Annotated in this window: 24 protein-coding genes, 1 tRNA gene and 1 other RNA gene; 10 read left to right on the top strand and 16 right to left on the bottom strand. The window is 65.0% G+C overall.

The window, feature by feature from the left end:
* Positions 1-3: 3 nt before the first annotated feature.
* Together cysK and M2335_RS06035 are read left to right on the top strand one after the other, a co-directional pair.
* Positions 4-927 (top strand): cysteine synthase A, encoded by a 924-nt coding sequence (cysK, locus tag M2335_RS06040; RefSeq protein WP_181560261.1) that lies wholly within the window; start codon positions 4-6, stop codon positions 925-927.
* A 177-nt stretch (positions 928-1,104) separates the two neighbouring features.
* The gene (locus M2335_RS06035) at positions 1,105-2,517 is read left to right on the top strand and encodes a cell wall hydrolase (RefSeq protein ID WP_264594103.1); all 1,413 of its coding nucleotides are present in this window, start codon (positions 1,105-1,107) and stop codon (positions 2,515-2,517) included.
* A 76-nt stretch (positions 2,518-2,593) separates the two neighbouring features.
* Here M2335_RS06035 and M2335_RS06030 read toward each other — a convergent pair whose 3' ends face one another.
* The 13 genes from M2335_RS06030 to M2335_RS05970 all read right to left on the bottom strand — a co-directional run bounded on the left by M2335_RS06030 (position 2,594) and on the right by M2335_RS05970 (position 14,856).
* On the bottom strand, positions 2,594-4,399 hold the full coding sequence (locus tag M2335_RS06030) for an acyl-CoA dehydrogenase C-terminal domain-containing protein (RefSeq protein WP_264594102.1): 1,806 nt from the start codon (positions 4,397-4,399) through the stop codon (positions 2,594-2,596).
* 23 nt (positions 4,400-4,422) lie between these two features.
* Positions 4,423-4,857, bottom strand: a complete 435-nt coding sequence (locus M2335_RS06025; RefSeq protein ID WP_181560264.1) for a MerR family transcriptional regulator — start codon at positions 4,855-4,857, stop codon at positions 4,423-4,425.
* Positions 4,858-4,968: 111 nt separating this feature from the next.
* Positions 4,969-5,358, bottom strand: coding sequence for a phosphoribosyl-AMP cyclohydrolase (gene hisI, locus M2335_RS06020; RefSeq protein ID WP_264594101.1), 390 nt, complete (start codon positions 5,356-5,358; stop codon positions 4,969-4,971).
* A gap of 84 nt (positions 5,359-5,442) precedes the next feature.
* A tRNA-His gene (locus M2335_RS06015) sits at positions 5,443-5,519 on the bottom strand.
* A gap of 257 nt (positions 5,520-5,776) precedes the next feature.
* Complete coding sequence (locus tag M2335_RS06010) at positions 5,777-6,049, bottom strand: HU family DNA-binding protein (RefSeq protein WP_181560266.1); 273 nt, start codon at positions 6,047-6,049, stop codon at positions 5,777-5,779.
* 253 nt (positions 6,050-6,302) lie between these two features.
* Entirely contained in the window at positions 6,303-8,699 is a 2,397-nt protein-coding gene (gene lon / locus M2335_RS06005; protein WP_264570936.1) for an endopeptidase La, read from the bottom strand.
* A 216-nt stretch (positions 8,700-8,915) separates the two neighbouring features.
* On the bottom strand, positions 8,916-9,239 hold the full coding sequence (locus M2335_RS06000) for a YbaB/EbfC family nucleoid-associated protein (RefSeq protein WP_264570937.1): 324 nt from the start codon (positions 9,237-9,239) through the stop codon (positions 8,916-8,918).
* On the bottom strand, positions 9,239-11,002 hold the full coding sequence (locus tag M2335_RS05995) for a DNA polymerase III subunit gamma/tau (protein ID WP_264594100.1): 1,764 nt from the start codon (positions 11,000-11,002) through the stop codon (positions 9,239-9,241). The genes M2335_RS06000 and M2335_RS05995 overlap by 1 nt, the downstream gene beginning before the upstream one ends.
* 32 nt (positions 11,003-11,034) lie before the next feature.
* Entirely contained in the window at positions 11,035-11,943 is a 909-nt protein-coding gene (locus tag M2335_RS05990) for a DMT family transporter (protein WP_264594099.1), read from the bottom strand.
* A 150-nt stretch (positions 11,944-12,093) separates the two neighbouring features.
* Positions 12,094-12,191, bottom strand: an RNA gene (ffs, locus tag M2335_RS05985) — signal recognition particle sRNA small type.
* Positions 12,192-12,368: 177 nt separating this feature from the next.
* Positions 12,369-12,704 carry a 2Fe-2S iron-sulfur cluster-binding protein gene (locus M2335_RS05980; protein WP_264594098.1) on the bottom strand — a complete coding sequence of 112 codons (336 nt, stop codon included), beginning with the start codon at positions 12,702-12,704 and terminating at the stop codon, positions 12,369-12,371.
* On the bottom strand, positions 12,701-13,807 hold the full coding sequence (locus tag M2335_RS05975; RefSeq protein ID WP_264594097.1) for a cysteine desulfurase family protein: 1,107 nt from the start codon (positions 13,805-13,807) through the stop codon (positions 12,701-12,703). Before M2335_RS05975 ends, M2335_RS05980 begins: the two co-directional genes overlap by 4 nt.
* Positions 13,804-14,856, bottom strand: a complete 1,053-nt coding sequence (locus tag M2335_RS05970) for a cysteine desulfurase family protein (protein ID WP_264594096.1) — start codon at positions 14,854-14,856, stop codon at positions 13,804-13,806. The genes M2335_RS05975 and M2335_RS05970 overlap by 4 nt, the downstream gene beginning before the upstream one ends.
* A 99-nt stretch (positions 14,857-14,955) precedes the next feature.
* On the opposite strand from M2335_RS05970, the gene M2335_RS05965 reads away from it, so the two are divergent.
* From M2335_RS05965 to M2335_RS05955, 3 genes are all read left to right on the top strand, one after another.
* Positions 14,956-15,747 (top strand): TSUP family transporter, encoded by a 792-nt coding sequence (locus M2335_RS05965; RefSeq protein ID WP_264594095.1) that lies wholly within the window; start codon positions 14,956-14,958, stop codon positions 15,745-15,747.
* A gap of 115 nt (positions 15,748-15,862) precedes the next feature.
* Entirely contained in the window at positions 15,863-16,519 is a 657-nt protein-coding gene (locus tag M2335_RS05960) for an alpha/beta hydrolase (protein ID WP_181560275.1), read from the top strand.
* Positions 16,519-16,818 carry a putative quinol monooxygenase gene (locus tag M2335_RS05955; RefSeq protein WP_264594094.1) on the top strand — a complete coding sequence of 100 codons (300 nt, stop codon included), beginning with the start codon at positions 16,519-16,521 and terminating at the stop codon, positions 16,816-16,818. Before M2335_RS05960 ends, M2335_RS05955 begins: the two co-directional genes overlap by 1 nt.
* Positions 16,819-16,832: 14 nt before the next feature.
* On the opposite strand, the gene M2335_RS05950 is transcribed toward M2335_RS05955, so the two are convergent.
* Together M2335_RS05950 and M2335_RS05945 are read right to left on the bottom strand one after the other, a co-directional pair.
* Complete coding sequence (locus M2335_RS05950; RefSeq protein ID WP_264594093.1) at positions 16,833-17,714, bottom strand: DMT family transporter; 882 nt, start codon at positions 17,712-17,714, stop codon at positions 16,833-16,835.
* Between the two features lie 112 nt (positions 17,715-17,826).
* Positions 17,827-19,614, bottom strand: a complete 1,788-nt coding sequence (locus M2335_RS05945; RefSeq protein ID WP_264594092.1) for an ABC-F family ATP-binding cassette domain-containing protein — start codon at positions 19,612-19,614, stop codon at positions 17,827-17,829.
* A gap of 139 nt (positions 19,615-19,753) precedes the next feature.
* Here M2335_RS05945 and M2335_RS05940 point away from each other — a divergent pair, with 139 nt between their 5' ends.
* The 4 genes from M2335_RS05940 to M2335_RS05925 all read left to right on the top strand — a co-directional run bounded on the left by M2335_RS05940 (position 19,754) and on the right by M2335_RS05925 (position 22,956).
* The gene (locus M2335_RS05940; RefSeq protein WP_264594091.1) at positions 19,754-20,488 is read left to right on the top strand and encodes an SIMPL domain-containing protein; all 735 of its coding nucleotides are present in this window, start codon (positions 19,754-19,756) and stop codon (positions 20,486-20,488) included.
* A 58-nt stretch (positions 20,489-20,546) separates the two neighbouring features.
* Positions 20,547-20,864: a hypothetical protein gene (locus M2335_RS05935; RefSeq protein WP_264594090.1), complete on the top strand. Its 318-nt coding sequence runs from the start codon at positions 20,547-20,549 to the stop codon at positions 20,862-20,864.
* 48 nt (positions 20,865-20,912) lie between these two features.
* The gene (locus M2335_RS05930) at positions 20,913-21,578 is read left to right on the top strand and encodes a response regulator transcription factor (protein ID WP_181560281.1); all 666 of its coding nucleotides are present in this window, start codon (positions 20,913-20,915) and stop codon (positions 21,576-21,578) included.
* A gap of 73 nt (positions 21,579-21,651) precedes the next feature.
* A complete protein-coding gene (locus M2335_RS05925; protein WP_181561478.1) occupies positions 21,652-22,956 on the top strand; it encodes a sensor histidine kinase in 1,305 nt (434 codons plus the stop codon).
* A 4-nt stretch (positions 22,957-22,960) separates the two neighbouring features.
* Here M2335_RS05925 and M2335_RS05920 read toward each other — a convergent pair whose 3' ends face one another.
* Positions 22,961-23,365, bottom strand: coding sequence for a MerR family transcriptional regulator (locus M2335_RS05920; protein WP_264594089.1), 405 nt, complete (start codon positions 23,363-23,365; stop codon positions 22,961-22,963).
* 68 nt (positions 23,366-23,433) lie between these two features.
* Here M2335_RS05920 and M2335_RS05915 point away from each other — a divergent pair, with 68 nt between their 5' ends.
* Positions 23,434-24,213: a glutaredoxin gene (locus M2335_RS05915; RefSeq protein ID WP_264594088.1), complete on the top strand. Its 780-nt coding sequence runs from the start codon at positions 23,434-23,436 to the stop codon at positions 24,211-24,213.
* Positions 24,214-24,255: the final 42 nt, after the last annotated feature.

Raw genomic sequence — 24,255 nt, 5'->3', positions numbered from 1 at the left:
TCCATGAAAGTCTCGTCCATTCTCGAAACGATCGGCGGCACGCCGCACATCCGCTTCAACCGCCTGTTTGGCGATGCGAATGTCTGGATCAAGTCCGAGCGCTCGAACCCCGGCGGATCGATCAAGGACCGCATCGCGCTGGCCATGATCGAGGCTGCGGAAAAGGACGGCAGCCTCAAGCCCGGCGGCGTCATCGTCGAGCCAACCTCAGGCAACACCGGCATTGGTCTTGCCATGGTCGCCGCCGTGAAGGGCTATAAGCTCGTCCTCGTCATGCCCGAGAGCATGAGCCTTGAGCGCCGCCGCCTGATGCTGGCCTATGGTGCCAGCTTCGACCTGACCCCGCGTGAAAAGGGCATGAAGGGCGCCATCGAGCGCGCGCTGGAAATCGTGGCCGCCACACCCGGTGCGTGGATGCCGCAGCAATTCGAGAATCCGGCCAATATCGATGTCCACGTCCGCACGACGGCGCAGGAAATCTTCAACGACTTCGCCGATGAGCCGCTGGATGCACTAATCACTGGTGTCGGCACCGGCGGCCACATCACCGGCTGCGCGCAGGTACTCAAGGCGATGTGGCCGGGCCTCAAGGTCTTTGCCGTGGAGCCGACGCTCTCCCCGGTCATCAGCGGCGGCGCGCCCGGCCCGCACCCCATCCAGGGCATCGGCGCCGGTTTCATCCCGGCCAATCTGCATACCGATCTGCTGGACGGCGTGATCCAGGTCGATCCCGCCGATGCCAAGGATTATGCCCGCCGCGCTGCCAGCGAGGAAGGCGTGCTGGTCGGCATCTCCTCCGGCGCGACGCTCGCCGCCATTGCCCAGAAGCTGCCGGAACTGCCCGCCGGCGCCAAGGTGCTGGGCTTCAATTACGATACTGGCGAGCGCTATCTTTCGGTGCCGGACTTCCTGCCCGAAGCCGGCTGATCCGGGTCGACCATCCCGTGCAGGCGAGCCGTTAAGACTTGCCGGCCGGAATTTCCCGTTATGGCACGGCTGTCCCTGTGGCCGGGCGGCTGGCCGTGCCGCTCTTGCCTAACGCGACCTAAAGGCACACATACCGCCCCTCTCCGGCCGCGCATGGCGGCTGTGGCGGAAGGACGTATGGCAACCAACGGTCTGATTGCGCGAAAATCGGCATTCCCGGCGCTCTCTTCGCGCCAGGGCCGACTCGTGCTGGCTGGCCTGCTGGGGCTGATCCTGACCGGCGCTCTGGCGCTGCTCGCCATCGGCAATCGCACCAGCGTTACCGCGCTGTCCGGCAGCGAGGCCGTGAGCACAGCTCTGCCCAAGGCACCGGATAACAGCCCCGTGCCCGTCGTCGAGCCGCTGGTGCTCGACGCCTCCCATCCCGATCAGGCGCGCCAACTGAACGCGCAGATCCCCTTCTCGACCGCGCCCAATCCTGCCGCGCGCCCCTTCACGTTCAAGGGCGACGCGATGGCACTGGGTCGGGCAACCGACTGTCTTGCCGCCGCGATGATCTATGAAGCCGGCGACGACGCCAAGGGCCAGCGCGCCGTGGGACAGGTGGTGCTCAACCGCCTGCGCCACCCCGCCTTCCCCAAGACGGTGTGCGGCGTGGTGTTTCAGGGGCAGGAGCGGGCCACCGGCTGCCAGTTCACCTTCACTTGCGATGGCGCCATGGCGCGCCGCCCGTCCACGGCAGCCTGGGATCGCGCCCGGGGCAATGCCGCGCGGATGCTCGCTGGCAATGTCTACGCGCCTGTCGGCTACAGCACCCATTATCACACCGACTGGGTGATGCCCTACTGGAGCAAGTCGCTCGACAAGGTCGCGGCGGTCGATACGCACCTGTTCTTCCGCTGGGAGGGCTGGTGGGGCACACCGCCGGCCTTTGCGCGGAGCCTCAACATCGCTGCCGAGCCCGCCATCGCCAAGCTCGCCGCTTTGTCGCCTGTCCATGCCGATGATGGCGCGCTGGCCGGCACCCTGCCCGGCTCGCTGATCGACGACGCCACCGCGCCGGCCTTGCTTGGCGCTGCGGATATCGGCAAGCGCATCGGCCCCGGTCGGCTGGCCGCCATCGAGCCCGGCGGCACGGGCTTTGTGATGACACTCGATCCGGGCGGCGACCCGGCCCGCTATGCTGACGCCGCCGCGCGCCTGTGCGCCGGTCGCGCCCAATGTCGCCTGCTGGCGTGGACGAGCGACAAAGCGACGCCACGCAGCTTCCCGGTCGCCGAAACCAGCCTCGCCTCCATGTCTTTCTCCTATATCCGCATGAAGGACGGCGGCATCGAGCGCACGCTCTACAATTGCGACGAGTTCCGCGACGTGCCGCGCGTCAACTGCATGGTCCGCCGCACGCCAAGCGCACCCGCGCCCAAGCTGCTGGCCGACGAACGCGGTGAAGCCTCGCAGATCAAGCTGCCTGCCGGCGCGCGTCCGGTCGCCGACATGCAGCGTGGCGAGCTGGTGCCGCTCAAGCCCGGCGATGCCGCGCTGTTCAAGGCGCCGCTGCGGGCTGATGCACAGGCATCTGCAAAGCCCTGAGCCTCAGCCATCGCATGAAAACGGCCCCCTCTCCGGAGAGAGGAAGCCGCTTCTTGGTCCCGCAGGATAAGCCCGATCAGGCTGCCGTCAGGAAAGCCTCTGGCGGCAGTTCCATCAGCACCTCGGCGCCGCCCTCGATCTTGCGACGCAGTGCGCCGGCTTCCGGCATGATGCGCTCGGCGAAGTAACGCGCCGTCACCAGCTTGGCCTTCATATAGTCGGGATTGCCTGTGCCGGCATTGAGCTGCGCCTGCGCGGCCATCGCCATACGCAGCCACATCATGCCCGTCGCGACGATGCCGGTGATGTGCATATAGGCATAAGCCGCCGCGCCGGCATTGTTCGGGTTCTGCATGGCATTCTGCATCAGCCACATCGTCGCGGCCTGCAGTTGCTGATTGGCCTTCTCCAGCGCCTCAGCAATAGCAGCCGTCTCCGGCACGGCCTTGCCGGCGGCGACATCCTCGGCGACCATCTTGAACAGCGCCTGCACCGCGCGACCGCCATTGGCGGGCAGCTTACGGCCGACCAGATCCATGGCCTGAACGCCATTGGTGCCTTCGTAGATCATGGTGATGCGCGCATCCCGCACCGCCTGCTCCACGCCCCATTCGCGGATGTAGCCATGGCCGCCGAACACCTGTTGCGCCAGCACCGCGACATCGAAGCCCTTGTCCGTGCCATAGCCCTTGATGACCGGGGTGAGCAGCGAGATGATGTCATCCGCGGCCTGACGCTCTTCCTCGGTCGGCGCATATTTGATGAGATCGACCTGCAGCGCGCCCCACAGAACCAGTGCGCGCAGGCCTTCGGTGAGCGCCTTGCACTCCATCAGCATCCGGCGAACATCGGGGTGCACGAACAGCGTATCGGCAGGCTTGTCCGGCTCGGCGGCGCCGGTCAGCGCGCGGCCCTGCCGCCGGTCCATCGCATAATGGACCGCCTGCTGATAGGCCAGCTCACCTTGCGCGAGGCCCTGAAGGCCCACGCCGAGCCGCGCCTGGTTCATCATGATGAACATCGCAGCGAGGCCCTTATTCTCCTCGCCGATCATCCAGCCTGTCGCATCGTCATAGTTCATGACGCAGGTCGCGTTGCCGTGAATGCCCATCTTGTGCTCGATGGAGCCGCATGTAACGGCGTTGTGCGCGCCCAGCGAGCCATCGTCATTGACCATCATCTTGGGCACGAGGAAGAGCGAGATACCCTTGCTGCCCGCTGGCGCGCCCGGCGTCTTGGCCAGCACGAGGTGGATGATGTTCTCGGCCATGCTGTGCTCACCGGCCGAGATGAAGATCTTGGTGCCGGTGATCTTGTAGCTGCCATCATCCTGCGGCTGCGCGCGCGTCTTGATGAGGCCGAGGTCGGTGCCGCAGTGCGGCTCGGTCAGGTTCATGGTGCCGCACCACTGGCCGGAGACCATGTTGGGTACATATTTCTGCTTGAGGGTATCGTCGCCCTTGGCGAGGATCGCGCTGACCGCGGCGCCGGTCAGGCCGTGATACATGTTGAAGCCGTGGTTCGATGCCGTGAAATATTCCTCGGCGGCGATCGCCAGCACGATGGGCAGACCCTGCCCGCCATATTCCTCCGGCGCATGCAGCGTGGTCCAGCCACCCGCGACGAACTGGTCGAAGGCCTCCTGAAAGCCCGGCGGCGTCGTCACCGTGCCATCGTCATTGCGCTTGCAGCCAATCTGGTCGCCGACGGCATTGAGCGGGCTGAGCACCTCGCTGGCGAACTTGCCGCCCTCTTCGAGAATGGCCTTAACGATATCGCTGGTCGCCGAAGCAAAGCCGGGATTGTTCGTCAGACGTTCCAGCCCGACGATCTCGTTGAGGATGAACATGGTGTCGGCGACGGGCGCCTTATAGCTGGGCATGGGCCTCTCCGTGGTAGGAAGTCTTAGTTGAGTTCGCCTGACAGGCGCTGGTTTTCCTCGACGAGCGCGACGAAATTCTTCAGCTCTTCAATCGCTTCGTCGATATCCTGCCGCTGCCGCTGGAGCAATCCGATCCGCTCCTCGCATTTGGCGACGGTAAATTCGCGCTGGGTGCGCCGGCCGTCGCCGGCATCGTACAGGTCGATCATGTCGCGGATTTCGGCCAGGCTGAATCCCACCCGCTTGCCGCGCAAGATCCAGGCGAGCCGCGCGCGATCGCGATGGCTGTAAACCCGCGTCAGGCCCTGCCGGCGCGGCGAGATGAGTTCCTCATCCTCGTAAAAGCGCAGAGCGCGCGGCGTCACTTCGAATTCATCGCACAGGTCGGAGATCGAAAACTCTTCCCGCCCGTCCCGTTCCGGCTGGGGAATCCCGGCAATCATCTGGAGCTTCGTCATTGCATCCATCCTTCCATGAAGGTCAGACGCGCAGTTTACGTTTACGTCAACGGAAAATCAACCCCTCCGTGCCGGTGCTCCGGCGAGACCGAGCGACAGGTCCGTTACCGCTCAATGGGCGTGCGGCTCGCGGTCGATCCATTCAAGCCCGTCATCCGTCACGCGGCGATAGAAGCAACTGACACGGCCCGTGTGGCAGGCCGGCCCTACGGGCTTGACGAGCAGCCAGATGGCGTCCTGATCGCAATCCATCCGTATGTCGACGACGTGGAGTTCGTTGCCGGACTCCTCGCCCTTGCGCCAGAGCTTGCCCCGGCTGCGGGACCAGAAATGGGCGACGCGCGTTTCGATCGTCGCGGCCAGAGCCTGCGCGTTCATATGCGCCAGCATCAACAATTCGCCGGTATCGACATTGCTCGCCACGGCTGTGATCAGCCCGTCGCGGTCATAGCGAGGATTGAGCCGCAGCCCTTCCTCCCGATCATCGTCTGTTTTTGCCATGCTGTCCTATAGGCGGCGCGCGACGGGCTGTCAGCCCCGCGCAGGCAGCGCGGCGGCCAGTCATCCAAATCTCGGAGAAGAAAATGGGGCGATCGACGGGATCCGAACCCGCGACCTCTGGTACCACAAACCAGCGCTCTAACCAACTGAGCTACGATCGCCACAGCGTCCATCGACGCTATCGAGAGGCGGCCCATAATGCCCGGGGAGGACCGCCGTCAAGCACAGAGCGCGCCCCTTTCGGGATTAGCACGCTTTTCCCGGCAGACCGGGCATCGTCGGCCTTCACCCCGGCTGAAAATCAAAAAGGCCAGGCAGAGCCCGGCCTTTGCCGACATGGGACGTCGCGTTCCCTGTCGGCGATCCAATCAAGCGGTGCCCCGGCCGGAAAGCGTGGGGCAACGATCGATCGAGTTGATTAGTTGACGGCGTCCTTGAGACCCTTGCCGGCCTTGAACTTCGGCTGGCTGGAAGCCTTGATCGCCATGGTTTCGCCCGTGCGCGGGTTGCGACCGGTCGAGGCCTTGCGCTGCGAAACGGAGAACGTGCCGAAGCCAACGAGGCGAACTTCATCGCCCTTCTTGAGAGCGGCGGTGATCGCGTCGAACACTGCCTCAACAGCCTTGTTCGCATCGGCCTTGGTGAGGCCGCTCTGATCCGCGACCGAACTGATGAGATCCTGCTTGTTCATGCCTTGGGAACCCCCTTCTTGAGAAAACTTGTGGTGGGAATCATGCGACGAAGGCGCGCATAAAGGCTTGCTTCGTCGCAAGTGTCAAAGAGATTTGCGCCTCAAACCCGTTAAAAACCCTGATTTACGCTGTTTTTCACGATGATCGGTCCGGTCCGGGCGACGGACCGGCCCATTTACGACGATCCTTAACCGCCCTTAACTTCAAATCGGGCTGTTTTGGGCATCGGTGTCATGACGATCATCGCGAGACTCAGTGCCGCATCCGCTGCTCATGCTCGGCTGCCGAGCCGATCGGAGGCTGGGCGGCGAGATCATCTTCCTCGGACCAGTCGATCGGTGTCAGCGCCCCCGTGAGAGCGCGAGCAAGCACCTCGTCCACATGGCTCACCGGCACGATTTCAAGGCCTTCCTTGATGTTCGCCGGAATCTCCACCAGGTCCTTCTCATTCTCCTGCGGAATGAGCACGGTCTTGATCCCCCCGCGCAGCGCCGCGAGCAGCTTTTCCTTCAGCCCGCCAATGGGCAAAACCCGGCCGCGCAGCGTCACTTCGCCGGTCATCGCGACATCCTTGTGGACCGGGATGCCGGTCAACGTGGAGACGATGGAGGTCACCATGCCGATGCCAGCGCTCGGCCCATCCTTGGGTACCGCGCCTTCGGGAAGGTGGATGTGAATATCCTTGCGGTTGAAGATGCTCGGCTTGATGCCATAGGCTGGGGCGCGCGCCTTCACATAGGAGAAGGCCGCCTGCACCGACTCGGTCATCACGTCGCCAAGCTTGCCGGTCGTCTTGATCTGACCCTTGCCGGGCACCGTCACCGATTCGATGGTGAGCAGTTCGCCGCCCACTTCCGTCCAGGCAAGGCCGGTGACGGCACCGATCTGGTGCTCTTCCTCGGAAATGCCGTGACGGAATTTCCGCACGCCCGCATAATCGCCCAGATTCTCCGGCGTAATGGTGACGCTGGTTTCCTTGCCCTCGAGGATACGGCGGAGCGCCTTGCGCGCCAGACGCGCAATCTCGCGCTCGAGCGTCCGCACGCCCGCTTCCCGCGTATAATAGCGAATGAGGTCGCGCAGCGCGGCTTCCTCGATGGCAAATTCGCCTTCTTTCAGCCCATGGGCCTCGATCTGCTTTTCGATCAGATGCCGCTGCGCGATCTCCAGCTTTTCGTCCTCGGTGTAACCCTCCAGCCGGATGATCTCCATGCGGTCGAGCAGCGCCTGTGGAAGATTGAGGCTGTTGGCGGTCGTGACGAACATCACATCCGACAGATCGAGGTCGATCTCCAAATAATGGTCCTGGAACTTGCTGTTCTGCTCCGGGTCCAGCACCTCGAGCAGCGCGGAAGCCGGATCACCGCGGAAATCCTGGCCGAGCTTGTCGATCTCGTCGAGCAGCACCAGCGGGTTCATCGCCCCGGCCTTTTTGAGGTTGGACGCGATCTTGCCCGGCATGGAGCCGATATAAGTGCGGCGATGGCCCCGAATCTCGGCCTCGTCCCGCACGCCGCCCAGCGACTGGCGCACGAACTCGCGGCCCGTCGCCTTGGCGATGCTGCGGCCCAGCGAGGTCTTGCCGACACCCGGCGGGCCGACGAGGCACAGGATCGGGCCTTTAAGCTTGTCGGAGCGCGCCTGCACGGCGAGATATTCGATAATCCGGTCCTTGACCTTGTCGAGCGCGAAGTGATCGGCATCCAGCACGTCCTGCGCTTTCACCAGATCCTTCTTGAGCTTGCTCTTCTTGCCCCAGGGCACGCCGAGCAGCGCGTCGAGATAATTGCGGACCACCGTCGCTTCGGCCGACATGGGCTGCATGGAGCGCAGCTTCTTGAGCTCGGCTTCCGCCTTGCTGCGCGCTTCCTTGCTCAGGCGTGTCTTCTTGATCTTCTCGGTCAGCTCGGAAAGCTCATCGCCCTCCTCGCCTTCGCCGCCGCCCAGCTCGCGCTGGATCGCCTTGAGCTGCTCGTTGAGATAATATTCGCGCTGGGTCTTCTCCATCTGGCGCTTCACGCGGCCACGGATTTTCTTCTCGACCTGCAGCACGCCGAGTTCGCCTTCCATGAAGGCAAAGACCATTTCCAGGCGCTTGAGCGGATCACCCTCGACCAGCAGCGACTGCTTGTCGGCGACCTTAACGGCAAGGTTCGCCGCAATGAAATCGGACAGGCGGCCAGCCTCGGTGATCTCGCGCAATTGCGCGGCGGCTTCGGCCGGCAACTTCTTGTTGAGCTTGGCGTAATTCTCGAACTGGTCGGTGACCGAGCGCATCATCGCCTCGACCTCGGCGCCGCCCACGACGATATCGTCCAGCGGCGCAACGGTGGCGACGATATGATCCTCGGCATCCGTCAACGCGGTCAGGGAGGCGCGCTGCTTGCCTTCCACCAGCACGCGGACGTTGCCATCGGGCAGCTTGAGCATCTGCACGATGCTGGCGATGACGCCCATGTCATAAAGCGCTTCCCGGTCCGGATCGTCCTCGCTCGGGTCGAGCTGCGCGACGAGGAAGATGTCCTTGTCGCCCGCCATCGCCTTTTCAAGCGCCGTCACGCTCTTGTCGCGTCCCACGAACAGGGGCACGATCATCTGCGGGAAAACGACGATATCCCGCAGCGGCAAGAGAGGCAGATCAAGATCCATTGTCACTCCAATCCAGCCAGGGGGCCTTACCCCTGAGCCTGCGAACCGCCTTCGTGCAGAAGGGGCCGCTTCACAACCCGGTCGCTTTTCCCGCGCATCGCGAAAAACGATCAATGCATCATATCGTTCAGCCGCGCGCGCATTTCAACGGCGCGAAAAGCTACTGACGGCTGAACTGGTTAAGCGCGGGTAAAAACTATCGCCTTTTTACGCCGATCAGAACGGCATCTTGAAGCCCGGCGGCAGCGGCAGACCAGCCGTCATCTTGCTCATCTGCTCGTTGGCGGCTTCATCCGCCTTGGCGCGCGCATCGTTGAAGGCGGCGACAATCAGGTCTTCCAGCATCGTTTTGTCGGCCGGCACGATCAGGCTCTCATCGACCGAAAGGCCGAGGATACGGCCCTTGGCGCTCGCCCGCACCTTGACCAGTCCGCCGCCGGACGCACCCTCGACCTCGATGTTATCGAGTTCAGCCTGCGCCTTCTGCATTTCCTCCTGCACCCGGCTGGCCATGCCGAGAATGTCGTTGAGGTCCTTCATCAGCCTTCACTCCTATATTGTTCATCTTCCGGGTCCACGAGCCGTGCTCCGGGGAATGCTTCCAGCGCGGCAGCCACGATAGGCGCAGCGCTGATCTGGGCAAGCCGCGCTTCCTTGGCGGCCTGCTCCTGCTCGCGCAGGCTTGGCTGGCCGTGGGCATCCGTCGAGCGGACATCCCAGACCTCGCCTGTCACCTCACGCAACGCCGCCGCTACTTGCCGGGGGAAATCGGCGTCGAGCGGCTGGAGGATGCGGAAGGCCAGCTCCGGCGGAGCATAATGCACAAGGCTCACATAATCATGCAGTTCCGCGCTGAGCCGGGCATGGCGTGCCTTGAGCGCCTCGACCATCGCAGCAAAATCCTTCGGCAGCGCTGGCGTTGCCGCTTCCGGCTCAGACGCGGCTGGCGGCGCGGGCGGCGGCGGAGCGCTTGGGACCGCCTGGGCCGCTTCGCTCAACGTCCCACTGGGCGCAGGGGCCGGCATCGTCGGGCTCGCCTGCCCGCCACCGGCACCGTCGCGGATGAGCCGCGCCAGTTCGGCCGGGTCCGGCATGGCCGAGGCGTGGATCAGCCGCAGCAGCGCCATTTCGCAGGCCGCGTGGGGCCGCGCTGCAGCAGCAACCTCGGCATGGCCCTTGAGCAGCAATTGCCACAGCCGATGCAGCACCGGGAAAGACAATTGCTCTGCCCAGCCGGCAATCGCGCCGCGCTCGGCCTCCGGCATGCGGTCGAGCCCGGCGCCGCGCCCGGCCTTGGCCGTCGTCGCCGCATGGATGAGATCGAGTAAGGCATTCACCGTGGCGAGCGGCTCGACGCCGAGCGCTTCCTGCTCGCCCAATGTCGCCAGCACCGCCGGTGCATCGCCATCGAGAATCTGGTCGAACAGCCGCCGCGTCGCGCCGCGATCAGACAGGCCGAGCATTTCGCGAACCTGATCGGCCTGCACGAAGGGCCGGCCATCCTCGCCGACCCCGGCATGCGCAATCGCCTGATCGAGGATCGACTGGCCATCGCGCGCCGAGCCTTCCGCGGCGGTGGCAATGAGGCGCAGGGCATCGTCCTCGGCGACGACGCCTTCCTTGCCGCAAATCATGCGGAAATTATCGACCAGCAACTCCACCGGGATGCGCCTCAGGTCGAAGCGCTGGCAGCGTGAGAGCACCGTGATCGGCACCTTGTTCACCTCGGTGGTGGCGAACAGGAACTTCACATGTTCGGGCGGCTCCTCAAGAGTCTTGAGCAAGGCATTGAAGGCATTGCGCGAGAGCATGTGCACTTCGTCGATGATGTAGATCTTGAACCGCGCCGAGACGGCTGCATAGCGCACCGCCTCGATGATCTCGCGCACATCGTCGACGCCGGTGTGGCTGGCCGCGTCCATCTCGATCACGTCGATATGGCGCCCCTCGGCAATCGCCTTGCACGGTTCGCAGACGCCGCAGGGATCGATCGTCGGCCCGCCCTGCCCGTCCGGACCGACGCAATTGAGTGCCTTGGCGATCAGCCGCGCGGTGGATGTCTTGCCCACCCCGCGCACGCCGGTCATCAGAAAGGCGTGGGGCAAACGCTCGCGCTTGATCGCATTGGCGAGCGTGCGCACCATCGCTTCCTGGCCGATCAGCTCGGCAAAGGTCTGCGGGCGATAGGCGCGGGCCAGCACGCGATAGGCGGGCGCGTCAGGCGAAGTGATGGGCGCCACAGCCGCTTGCGGCCGGGGCGGTTCGCCAAGGTCGAAGCCCGGATCGTCTGAGGAATCGGTCATTGCGTTCGTTCTAGCTGCACTTGCGCAGGAAGTTAATGCGCCATCGGGGCGCGGACGGATCGCCGCAGGAAGGGCAGCGCGATGCCGATGAAGATCAGGCCCATGCCGGCAAGATGGTAGCCATGCAGCGGTTCGTCCAGCAGCAGCGCGGCGAGCAGCGCGCCGAACACCGGCTGCAGGTTGATCACCTGCCCTGCATCGCCCGCGCCGATCTGCTCCACCGCCAGGTTGAACAGGAAGTAGGCGACCAGCGAGGGCAGCAGGATGACATAGGCGACGCCCGCCGCGACCCCCGGCGTCATGATCACCCGCGCGTGCGTCAGTTCATAAGCCGACAGCGGCGCCATGCACAGCACGCCGATGAACGCGGTGATCGCCAGAAAGCTCAGCCCGTGAATCTTGGGCCGCAGGCGCAGAAACACGGTGTAGAGCGACCAGAGACTGACCGCGCACAGCACCAGCAGATCGCCCCGGTTGAACACCATCGAGAACAGGGCCGAAGGATTGCCCTGCAGGATGATCGTAAGCACCCCGGCGGCCGCCATGATCACCCCCACCACCTGCATGGCGCGCGGGCGATTGCGGAAGAACAAGAAATCGAAGAGCAGCACCAGCGCCGGAATCGCCGCCTGGATGAGCAGGCTGTTCGCCGCCGTCGTATATTGCAGGCCGGAATACATGAAGGCGTTGAAGCAGCCGACGCCGATCACGCCGAGGAACAGAATGATCTTCCAATTGGCTTTCGCCACGGGCCAGTCCTGCCGCAAATAGCGCCAGGCCACCGGCAGCGCGATCAGGGTCGCGCCGCTCCAGCGCCAGAAGGCTAGCGTGAAAGGGGGCATTTCGGTGTGGATGGCCCGCGCAACCACGGAGTTGCCGGACCAAAGCAGCATCACCAGCACCAGCATGAGATAGACGATGGTTCGGGATCTGCCGGCCATGAACTCAGTCCTTTCGCGCGCGCCGCTCAGCCACGAAAGCGCGGCCTGCCTATGACGCCATGCCCATGACGCCCTATCCTGCCCCCCGCAAGTCCGCGCGCAGGCCCGCAAGCAGAAGAGCGCTGCAGAACAAGGCGATGACAATGAAGAGGAGGTGGAAGCCGGAACGACCCGCAGCGAATTCGTTGTGGCTGCTTCCGTCAGGACCTGACCAGGTTGGCGAAGACTACGTCCGCCCGACTTCCGCGGCGCATATGGCGGTATGAGGCGGGAAATGCAAGCGGCGCGAGGCCGGTCGTAAGGTCACTTTCCCGTCAATCCCGCCAACGCGGGAATCTAGGAGCGGAAGAGCGGTTCAGCTGAGTTCTGGATTTCCGTGTTCACGAAGATGACGGAGAACGACGGAGTGGTTAGCCTGCCCTGCCTCAAGCCCCCTGCATGTTCCGGCTCTCGGCGGGAATGTGCACGGTCAGCGTCTCCAGCGCGTCACTCAGCACGATTTGGCAGGAGAGCCGGCTTGTCCGAGTGGTGGCGGCAGCCAGATCGAGCATGTCCTCCTCATCCTCGCTGGCGCGGGGGAGCTTGCTGAAGTGCTCCGCGTCCACGATCACATGGCAGGTGGAGCAGGCCATCTGCCCCTCGCAGGTGCCTTCCAGCGGCTGGCCGGCAGCTTGCGCTACGTCGAGCAGAATGTCGCCCGCGCTGGCCTCCACTTCCTGCACATGTTCGCCATTGGCGCTGATGAAGCGGACTAAGGTCATGCGGGCACTCCCTGTGCGTCGGCGGCCTGATTGAGCAGGCTCGCGGCTTCTTCCAGATCGGCCATGCTGGTGTAGCGCCCCATGCCGATCCGCACCGAACTGCGCGCCTCTGCATCGCTCAGACCCATGGCCTTGAGCACATGGCTCGGCCGGCCGGACCCGCTTGCGCAAGCAGACCCGAGGGAAACGGCGACCGTCCGCACGTCCGAGATCAGCCGCGCCGCGTCCAGCCCCGCCCAGCGGAGATTGAGATTGCCATGATAGCGCGCCTCGCCGGTACCATTGAGGTGCCAATCCGCAAACAGCTCCAGCGCGCGCGTCCAGAGCGCTTCGACATGGGCGAGGTCGGCATAGCGGCGCTGCGCCGCCAGTTGCGCGGCCACACCGAAGCCCGCGCATAGCATGGGCGAGAGCGTCCCCGGCCTCACCCCCTGTTCCTGCCCGCCACCATGCATGAGCGGCGGCAGGTCAAGCCCTTCGCGTAGCCACAGCGCGCCCACGCCCTTGGGGCCGTGGATCTTGTGAGCACTGATCGCGATCAGGTCCGCCTGAGGGGTCGTCAGTCGGCCAAAACCCTGCACGGCGTCGCACAATGTCGGCACGCCAGCCGCGCGCGCGATCACGAACAGCCGGTCGAGTGGCTGCACCACGCCGATCTCATTGTTCACCTGCATTACCGCAAGCAGGGCGGCTCGCTCGTCGATCGCCGCCTCGGCAATCTCCAGATCGACCAGCCCGTCGGCATTCACCGGCACGATCACCGGTTCGAAACCCTCGCGACGCAAAGCCATCACCGTATCGAGCACGGCGGCATGTTCGGTCGCCACCGTCACCACCCGTCGCCGGCTCTGCGGAGCAGCCCGCGCGGCGCCGATAATGGCCATGTTCAGCGCCTCGGTCGCGCCGCTGGTGAAGATCAGGCGGCCATCCGCGCGGCCCAGCGCATCTAGAATGCGGCCCCGCGCCAGCTCGACATCCGCCGCCGCGATGCGGCCGACGCGATGCGCGCTGTTCGGATTGCCATAATGATCCATCGCGGCCACCATGGCATCCGCAACCTCCGGCGCCAGCGGCGTGGTGGCCTGGTAATCGAGGTAGATCATCGTCTTGCGTTCCCGTGCGCGATGGCCTGCCACTCAGTGAGAAAATCGTCAATGTCGGCCGCACACGTGTCATGCCCCATAGTGACACGGATCACCTCGGCGGCCTCAGCCTGCGGCCAACCCATGGCCGCCAACACATGGCTGGTGCGCAAGCTACCCGACGAGCAGGCGCTGCCCGCCGACACCGCAATCCCGGCCATGTCGAAGCGGATGAGCTGCGCTTGCGCGGACACACTGGGCATTCGGTAGCTCGCGATAGTCGACAAGCGCGGGGAAGCGCCCGCCACGATCACACCGCCGGCGGCGAGAATAGCCGCGTCCATCCGCTCGCGCCAGCCGGCGACGTCAGCCAACCAGCCGCGCGGGGCTTCCAGCGCCGCCGCAAAGCCCTGCGCCAGCGGCATGGCCTCGGTGCCGGCGCGGTAGCCCTGCTCCTGCCCGCCGCTTGGGCTGAGCAGCGTCAGATCCCGTACCAGCAGCGCACCAATGCCGATCGGCCCGCCCAGCTTGTGCGCGCTCAGGACGATCAGGTCCGGACCTTTCGGAAGCGGCATCTTCCCAGCCGATTGGCTGCAATCGGCCAGCAGCAGGCCATTTTGCGCGTGGATGCGCTCGGCGAACGCCTCCAGCGGCTGGATCACGCCGGTCTCGCTATTGACCTGCTGGATCGCGATCAGCGTACCCGGCGCAATGGCATCGGGCAGGCACACGATCCCGTCATGATCGACCGGCAGCCGGCGATCCTCCGGAATGTGGCGCAGCACAGCATCATGTTCGCTTGCCCCTGCCAGCAAAGGAGACGCCTTCGCGCGCGTCAACGCGATGGCCAGGGCCTCGCTCGCGCCGGCGGTGAACAACACATGCCCATCCCAATCCATCGCCCGCGCCACGCGGCGGCGGGCATCCTCCAGCAAGGCGCGCGCCTGACGACCGGCGGCATGCGGCGATGAGGGATTGGCCCAAGCATCGAACCCGGCCAGCATCGCAGCGCGAGCCTGCGGCAGCAGCGGTGTGGTCGCGGCATGATCGAGATAGATGCGTCGGCTCATCGCCCCTTCCCTACAGGCCCGTCGCGCCGCGGCAAATGGATTTGCCCTCTGGTGCAATCAGCCATGTTGCGGCGCAACACAGACCTGATATGCGAAGGCATGGATCCAGCCTTCGACATCATCCTTATCCTCATGGCCGTGGCGTTTCTCGCCGCGACCATCGACGCCATGGCGGGCGGCGGTGGCCTCGTCACCATTCCCGCGCTGCTGGCGGCGGGCATCCCGCCCGTCGCCGCGCTGGCGACCAACAAGCTCCAGAGCAGCTTTGGCACCTGCGGCGCCGTCATCGCCTTCGCCCGGCGCGGACATATTGATTTCCGCCGCTTCGCCTTGCCGGCGCTGGCGTCATTTATCGGCTCTGCGGGCGGCGCGTTTCTGGTGACGCGGATCGATTCCGGCTTTCTCTCCGCGCTGCTGCCGATGCTGCTGATCGCGATGGTGCTCTATTTCCTCCTCTCGCCCCGCATGAGCGATGAGGACAGGCACAGCCGCTTCGGCCCGCTCGCGATTATCGTCACAGCGGCGATCATCGGCGGCTATGACGGCTTTTTCGGGCCCGGCACCGGCTCCTTCTTCACCACCGCGCTGGTCGGCCTGTTTGGCCTGGGCCTCATCCGCGCCGTAGCCCATACCAAGCTGCTCAATTTCGCTAGCAATTTCTCCAGCGTGATCGTCTTCATCATCGGCGGGCATGTGCTCTGGATCACCGGCCTTGCCATGGCGGTTGGCAGCATCGCAGGCGGACAATTCGGCGCCTATCTCGCGATCCGCTTCGGCGCCGGAATCGCGCGACCCCTGCTGATCGTCATGTCCCTCGCCCTCACCACCAAGCTCCTGCTGGACCCGACGAACCCCCTCACCGCCGCTGCTCTGGGCTGGCTCCGGGGCTGAAGCGGGCGCCCTCCACCAGAAACATTGCGAAAATCGCGCTTCCGCCTATATAAGCGCCCGTCCCGCGTCGTCGGCCAGTCTCGGTCGCCCGCTCCCATTTCAAGTCTCAGGTGCCATGCCCGACGTCATTTTTCCCGGTCCCGAAGGCCGTCTCGAAGGTCGTTTCAGCCCTCCGCCCCGCCCGCGTGCGCCCGTTGCGCTGATCCTGCATCCGCACCCGCAGGGCGGCGGCACGATGAACGATCGCATTACGCAGGCACTCTACAAGACCTTCGTGAAGCGCGGTTTCGCGACGCTGCGGTTCAATTTCCGGGGTGTCGGTCGCTCGCAGGGCGTGTTCGACAATGGCATCGGCGAGCTCTCCGATGCCGCCGCCGCGCTCGACTGGATCCAGAGCTTCCACCAGGAAGCGCAGACGACGTGGATCGCCGGTTTCTCGTTCGGTGCGTGGATCTCCATGCAGCTGCTGATGCGCCGGCCGGAAGTGCGCGGCTTCATCTCGGTCGCGCCGCCGGCGAACATGTACGACTTCTCGTTCCTCGCGCCCTGCCCCGCCTCCGGCATCATCGTCCAGGGCGTGAACGATGAGGTCGTCTCCGCCGCCTCCGTGCAGAAGCTGGTCGACAAGCTGCGCACGCAGAAGGGCATCACCATCCATCATGACGAGATCCGCAACGCCAATCACTTCTTCGAGCATGAGCTCGACCAGCTGATGATGAGCGTCGACAATTATCTCGACATGCGCCTCGCCCCGGATTCGCCGATCCGCTGATGCTGATCCTCGCCGGGTCCGTTCGGTTGCCGCCGGAGAACTTGGCCGCAGCGCGTCCGGTTATTGCGCGGATGGTCGCAGCTAGCCGCGCGGAGCCGGGTTGCATCGCCTACAGCTTCGCCGAGGACCTCGCGGAACCCGGGCTGCTGCGTATCTTCGAGGTCTTCCGCGACCGTGAGGCCCAGCAGGCCCATGCCGCGAGCCAGCACATGAAGGACTGGCGCGCCACATGGGAAGACCTCGGCATCGGCGACAAGCAGATCACCCATTATGAGGTTTCGGCCACCGCCGAGGGTTGACCCCTCGGGTGCGCTCACACCGTCGCGGGCGGAGTCCGGCGGCGGCGCTTCAGCACGATCAACATGCCGGCGCTGCCGATCGTCAGCATCCCGACAATCGCCACCGGATCGGGCACATGCCGGAACACGATCCAGCCCAGCGCCGTCGCCCACAGCACCTGCAGATAGGTGATCGGCGCCAGGGTCGAAGCCGGGGCGTGGCGAAAGGCCGCCGTGAACAGATAATGCCCCACCCCGCCCCACAGGCCCAGCGACGCCAGCAGCGCGCCTTCCAGCAGCGTCGGCATCCGTCCCGCCCAGTAGAAGGGCGCTGCCACGCCAAACACGAGGCTGCCAACAGCGGCGCTATAAAACAGCAGGGCGAAGGTTTTTTCGGTCGCCGCGAGCGTGCGGGACATCAGCTGATAGGTGCCATTGAGCATGGCGGCGCCCAAAGCGAGCATGACGCCCACGACATCCAGCCCGCCACCCGGCCGCGCGATCAGCACGACGCCAGCCAGCCCGAGCAACACAGCGCCCCAGCCTCGCAGCCCGACTTCCTCGCCGAGCAGCAGCCCGCCACCCAGCGCGACCAGTGTCGGCGCGAGAAACATGATCGCAGTCGCTTCGCCGACCGGCATGCGGGTGAGCGCCAGCGCCATCAGTACGGAGGCGCAGGCGAGGCAGCAGCCACGCAACCAGACGAGCGCGGTGCGCGTCGTGCGCACCATCTCCCGCCCGCCGCGCGGCGCCATGACGACGAGCATCAACAAGAGGTTGCCGATGAAACGCGCCGCCACGATCACCGGCGCCTCGAAATGCACGGTGAGCACTTTCGTGGTCGTATCCAGCGCCGCGAACAGCAGCAAAGCGGCGGCGCAGAGCAGAATTCCACGAATCGGTTGAGTGCTGGTCATCTGAATGCTCGTCGGCGACAACGCCCCCGCCGGCCATGGCTGGGCACGTCGAAAATCTTGATCGGGGCGATCTGGTCAAAGACAGCCGAACGCCACGCAACCCTTGCCGGGCTCAACCCTGCAGGGCCTCGACCTGCTCGGCCAATTCCAGCCAGCGCTCCTCGGCCGCATCTTTTTGCGCGCGCGCCTTTTCAATCGTCGCGCTTAGCTCGGCGAAGCGCTTGGGATTCTTGGTATAGAGGTCGGGGTCGGCGAGCGCGGCTTCATCGCGCGCAATCGCCGCCTCGAGCGCCTCGATCTGCCCCGGCAGCAGATCGTAATCCCGCTGGTCCTTGTAGCTGAGCTTCGCCGCCTTGGGGGGCGGAAGCGCAGCCAGTGTATCCGCCTTCGCAGCTGATCGCTTGCCCGCCGCATTGGGCTTTTGGCGCTTGGCTTCCCAGTCCGCATAGCCGCCGGCGATCACATCGATCCGGCCCGAGCCATCCAGTCCCAGCGTCACCGTCACCGTGCGGTCGAGAAAGTCGCGATCATGGCTGACGATCAGCACCGTGCCATCATAATCGGCGATCACTTCCTGCAGCAGGTCGAGCGTTTCGAGGTCGAGGTCGTTGGTCGGCTCGTCCAGCACCAGCAGGTTGGATTCGCGCGCGAACTCCCGTGCCAGTAGCAGGCGCGAGCGCTCGCCGCCCGAAAGCGTGCCGATCTTCGCCTCGGCCAGCGAGGGATCGAACAGAAAATCCTTGAGATAGCCATGGACATGCTTGCGCACGCCGCGCACGTCGATCCAGTCGCCGCCCTCGGCCAGCACATCGCGCACCCGTTTGTCCGGCTGCATCAGCGAGCGTTGCTGGTCGATGACGATGCCGTCCAGCGTCTTGGCCAGCGTGATGGTGCCGGTATCCGGCTGCAGATCGCCGGTCAGCAGGCGCAGCAACGTCGTCTTGCCGGCCCCGTTTCCGCCGACGATGCCAATACGGTCGCCGCGCTGAATGCGGATCGAGAAATCCTTGATGACCGCGCGGTCGCCAAACTGCTTGGTGACATGCTCGGCGGTGATCACGCTCTTGGTCTTGGTGTCGTTGGCGGTGACCTCCAGCTTGGCGCCGCCCTGCGGGCCGATCATCGCCGCGCGCTGGGCACGCATCTCCCAGAGCTTGGCCAGCCGCCCCTGATTGCGCTTGCGCCGCGCCGTGACGCCGCGCTCCAGCCAGTGCGCCTCGATCTTCAGCTTGGCATCAAGCTTCTCGGCCGCGCGGGCCTCGTCCGCATAGGCCTTTTCCATCCAGGCCTCGAACCCGCCAAAGCCGATCTCCTGCCGCCGCAGGCTGCCCCGGTCGAGCCAGAGCGTCGACCGAGTGAGGCGCGTGAGGAATGTCCGGTCGTGGCTGATGACGATGAATGCGCCATTGAAGCGCGTCAGCCAATCCTCCAGCCAGGTGATCGCGGCGATATCGAGATGGTTGGTCGGCTCGTCCAGCAACAGGATATCGGGCTCGCTCGCCAGTGCGCGGCAAATCGCCGCCCGCCGCCGCTCACCGCCCGATGCGGTCGATGCCGCGCGGGAAAGGTCGATGCCGAGTTGATCGGCAATCGCTTCCACCTCATGCGCCGCCGGCGCCTTGGCGCCAGACGTGGCGAAATCATGCAGCGTTGCGAAGGCGGAGACATCCGGGTCCTGCTCCAGCATCACCACATGCCGCCCCGGCACGACCGAGCGCTTGCCTTCATCCGGTTCCACCGTGCCGGCGATCAGCTTGAGCAGCGTCGTCTTGCCGGCCCCGTTGCGGCCGATCAGCGCCAGGCGATCACGCTCGCCGACATGAATGTCCAGACCACGGAACAGCCAGCCGGCGCCCTGGATGAGACCGAGATTCTCGAAGGAAAGAAGTGGCGGGGCCATGGCAAGGCGCTAAAACAGATGCAGGCGGCGGGAGCAAGGGCTGAGGCGCCAGATGAACGGGAAGAAACTCGATGGGTCAGGATGCGTTCAGAAGCTTCAGCCCATTTCTATGGCCATCACACAAAAGGGAAAATGTTCCATGCGTCGTTTGCCAATTCTGCTCGCTGCAACTGCCGCTCTCATGATGCCGGCGATCGTCTCGGCCCAGCCGCAACCACCGGCACCCCAGGCTGCCAAGGGCCCGCTGCTGAGCCTGAGCGTCAGTGAATCGGTGAACAGCGCGCCGGATATGGCGACGATCAACACCGGCGTGCAGACCCGCGCGATGTCAGCAAAGGATGCGATGGCGCAGAATGCCACCCAGATGGACCGGCTGATCGCCGCGCTTGTGAAGGCTGGCATCGCCCGCAAGGACATCCAGACCAGCGGCATCAACCTCAACCCGCAATATGATTATAGCGACCGCACGGATGGCAAAGGTCCGCGCTTCATCGGCTATGAAGCCAGCAACCAGCTCACTGTCGCGGTCCGCAAGCTGGATAGCGCAGGCGATCTGATCGACTCGCTGGTCGCCGCCGGGGCGACCAACATCAATGGCCCGAGCTTTGGCATTGCCGAGCCGGACAAGCTGCTCGATCAGGCCCGCACCAAGGCGCTAAAAACCGCTCAGGCCCGCGCAAACCTTTATGCGCAGGCGACCGGCTTCCGCACCGCGCGCCTGGTGAGCATCTCCGAAGGTGGCGGTTTCGCGCCGCCGCCCATGCCGATGATGGCGATGCGCGACTCTGCTGCAGCCGCGCCGCAGACCAAGATCGAGCCCGGTGAGATCGCCACCTCGATTTCCCTCAACGTCCAGTATATGCTGGAACCCTGAACGGGGGACAGATGGGACATTCAGCGCTTGTTCAATGCTTGATGGCTAACATGGCATCATGAAAACTCTTTCATCCTCTCTTCTGCTCGGCGGGCTGATGGCACTGGCGGCCACCAGCCTCCCGGTTTCGGCGCAGAGCTTTGCGCGGGGCGATGACCAGCGGGCGGCGCGGCGCGCCATGCTCGATGGTGAGGTGATGCCGTTTTCGATCATCAAGCGTCGTGTCGAGCGCGAGATCAGCGACGCCCAATATGTCGGCGTTGCCCCATCCGTTCGCGAAGGCGTGTACCGGATGCAGTTCCTCCAGCAGGATGGCAAGGTCATCTGGGTTGATGTGGACGGCAAGACCGGCAATATCATCGGACGGACGCGCTGATCCGGCCGGATCGCCTGCGCACGCTCCCTCATTCGGAAAGGAAAAGCCATGCGTCTGCTGATCGTCGAAGATGAGCCGACCTTGGGCAAACAGCTCAAGTCCACGCTCGAAGGCGTCGGCTATGCCGTCGACTTGGCGACCGATGGCGAGGACGGCCATTTCCTCGGATCGACCGAGAGCTACGACGCGATCATCCTGGACCTGGGCCTGCCGGAAATCGACGGCCTGACCGTGCTCGACCGCTGGCGCAAGGAAGGCTCGGCGGTGCCCGTGCTCGTGCTGACAGCGCGGGACAGCTGGTCCGACAAGGTTGCCGGGCTCGATGCCGGTGCAGACGATTATCTCGCCAAGCCGTTCCAAAGCGAGGAACTGATCGCCCGCCTGCGCGCGCTCATTCGCCGCTCGTCCGGCAATGCCTCATCCGAGCTCATCGCCGGCAGCGTGCGGCTGGATACTCGCTCGGGCAAGGTCACGCTGAACGGGGAGCCGGTGAAGCTGACCGCGCAGGAATATAAGCTGCTCTCCTATCTGATGCACCACAAGGGCAAGGTGGTGAGCCGCACCGAGCTGATCGAGCATATCTACGATCAGGATTTCGACCGGGATTCCAACACCATCGAGGTGTTCGTCACGCGCATCCGCAAGAAGCTGGGGGCCGATGTGATCTCCACCATCCGCGGTCTTGGCTACAGCCTGGAGGACCCCGCTGGCTGAACCGGTGCCGCACGATGCGGAGACGGCGCCCCCGCCAGCCTCCAGCCGCAGCACCGGATCGCTCAGCCGCCGCATTCTCGGCATCTCGGCCATCTGGATCGGCCTGCTGTTGCTCGGCGGCGCGCTGGCGCTCGACCGGGTGCTGGTCAGCACCGTCACGCGCACCTTTGATGACGGCTTGTCCTATGTGCTGACCGCCATGATCTCCTCGGCGGAGATCGGCCCGGAAGGCGAAGTGCTGTTCAACCGTCCGCTGGCCGACCAGCGGTTTCTGGAGCCGGCGAGCGGCCTCTATTACCAGATCAGCGGCCAGGGCCATGAGGACTGGCGCTCGCGTTCGCTGTGGGATCGCGCGATCCGCGTCACGCCGGGCATGACCACCAATCCCGGCGAGGGGATGGACAGCAACCAGTTCCCCGATGAGCCGCTGCGCCTGATGGCTCGCACCGTGATCCTGCCGGGCAGCAATACGCGGTGGATCTTCATCGTCGCACAGGCCCGCGAGGGGCTGGACGCGCAGATCCACGCGCTGCGGGCCACCCTGTTCAACAGCTTCGTTATCCTCGGCGTCGGGCTGATCATATTGGCCGGCTTGCAGGTGTTCTTCGGCCTGCGGCCGCTGCGCCATATCCGCCGCGAAATCGCGCGTATGCGCGATGGCGAGAAGAGCCGGGTGACGGTGCCCCTGCCCCGGGAAGTTCAGCCGCTGGTTGAGGAATTGAACGCGCTGCTCGCCCATAACGAACAGCAGGCGGAGGAAGCACGCCGCCACGCCGGCAACCTCGCTCATGCGCTCAAGACGCCGCTGACGGTCGTGATGAACGCCGCGACGGCCCAGTCGCCCGACCTCGCCACCACGGTGGTGCGGGAAACCGGGACGATGCGCCGCCAGATCGACCACCATCTTGCCCGCGCCCGTGCCCTCGGCCGGCGCGGCGCGGCGCAAAGCCGCACGCTGGTGTGGCCGAGCCTCGAAGCGGTGGAGCGCGCCGTCGAGCGCCTCTACCCGGATGTCCGCATCGACCGCGACGGCGCGCAGACGGCCGTCGTCCGCGTCGAGCGGCAGGATTTGGACGAGCTGCTAGGCAATCTGGTCGAGAATGCCGCCAAATATGGCGGCGGCAGTGTGTTCGTCACCGTGGTGCAGAGCACGCCCTGGGTCGACATTCTCGTGGAGGACGACGGCATGGGCATTCCCGAGGCCGCGCGCGAGCGCATCTTCGATCGCGGCGTGCGGCTAGATAGCGGCAAGCCCGGCACCGGCCTTGGCCTCGCCATCGTGCGCGATGTCGCGGAAATCTACGGTGGCTCCGTCACGCTGGACGAGAGCGAGGATCTGGGCGGCCTGATGGTGCGCCTGCGCCTCCCCGCCGGATAAGCTCTTACACACCGAAGGATTGCAGGATCGGGCACGGCCCTTCTTCGGAACGGGCACAGGTCCGCGCCAACTGGCGCAGCGATGCGCGCGCCGCTTCGAGTTGCGCGATCTTTTCATCGAGCTGGACCAGCCGCTCTTCCGCCAGAGCGCGCGCGCGGGCACGATCCTGCCCCGCATCGAGCGACAAAAGCGTGCGGATTTCCTCCAGCGTAAAGCCGGCCTGCTGCGCCGCCCGAATGAAGTGCAGCCGCCGGACATCCTCCTCACCATAGCGCCTTATGCCCCCGGACAGGTCGTTGCCGGCCTGTTTCTCAGGCGTAGGGAGCAAGTCCTTCCGCTGATAGAAGCGGATCGTCTCGACCCCCACGCCGCCGGCTTTCGCCAGACCCGAAATGCTCATCGCCGCCATGCTTGACTCCGTACCATGGTACAGACCCTATATGGGGTGCATGGACTTCTCAGCAAGGATGAGCGTCAATGCCTGAACCCCGTGCCACGAGCAGCGGTAAGGCCGTTCTCTATCGGATGGTGATGCCCGGCCACATCTGCCCCTATGGCCTCAAGGCGCTGCACCTGCTGCGCAGCAAAGGCTATGATGTCGAGGATCGCTGGATCGAAACCCGCGCCCAGCAGGAAGCGTTCAAGGCCGAGCATTATGTCACCACCACGCCGCAAGTGTTCATCGACGGTCAGCGGATCGGTGGCCATGATGACTTGCGCCGCTTCCTGGGCCTCAGCGTCAAAGATCCGAACGCGACGAGCTATACGCCTGTTCTGGTCGTGTTCGCTGTCGCGGCGTTGATCGCGCTGACGATCGATCTGTTGACGGCCGCGCCGCTGCTCAGCCTGCTCACCCTCGAGCGCTTCATCTCCGTGACGATGATCCTGCTGGCGATGCTCAAGCTGCAGGATGTGGATCGGTTCGCGACCATGTTCCTGGGCTATGATCTGCTGGCCCGCAAATGGGTGCCCTATGCCTCAATCTATCCGTTCGCCCAATTGGCCGCCGGCGTGCTGATGCTCGCGGGCGCCCTGCCCTGGCTCTCGGTGCCGGTCGCCGCGTTCATCGGCGGCATCGGCGCGGTCTCGATCTACAAGGCCGTCTATGTGGAGAAACGCAGCCTCAAATGTGCCTGCGTCGGCGGCGGGACCAATGTGCCACTCGGCTTCGTCTCGCTGACCGAAGACCTGTTCATGGTCGCCATGGCCCTGTGGATGGGCCTCAATGCCTGGGTGCTACCCGGCGCGCCGATGTAAAGGCGCGGGTGCCGGGCGCCGCTGATGAGCGCCCGGCCCGAA

The sequence above is a fragment of the Sphingobium sp. B12D2B genome, assembly GCF_025961775.1.
Lineage (GTDB): Bacteria > Pseudomonadota > Alphaproteobacteria > Sphingomonadales > Sphingomonadaceae > Sphingobium.
This window is presented reverse-complemented; position numbering and strand designations above follow the sequence as displayed.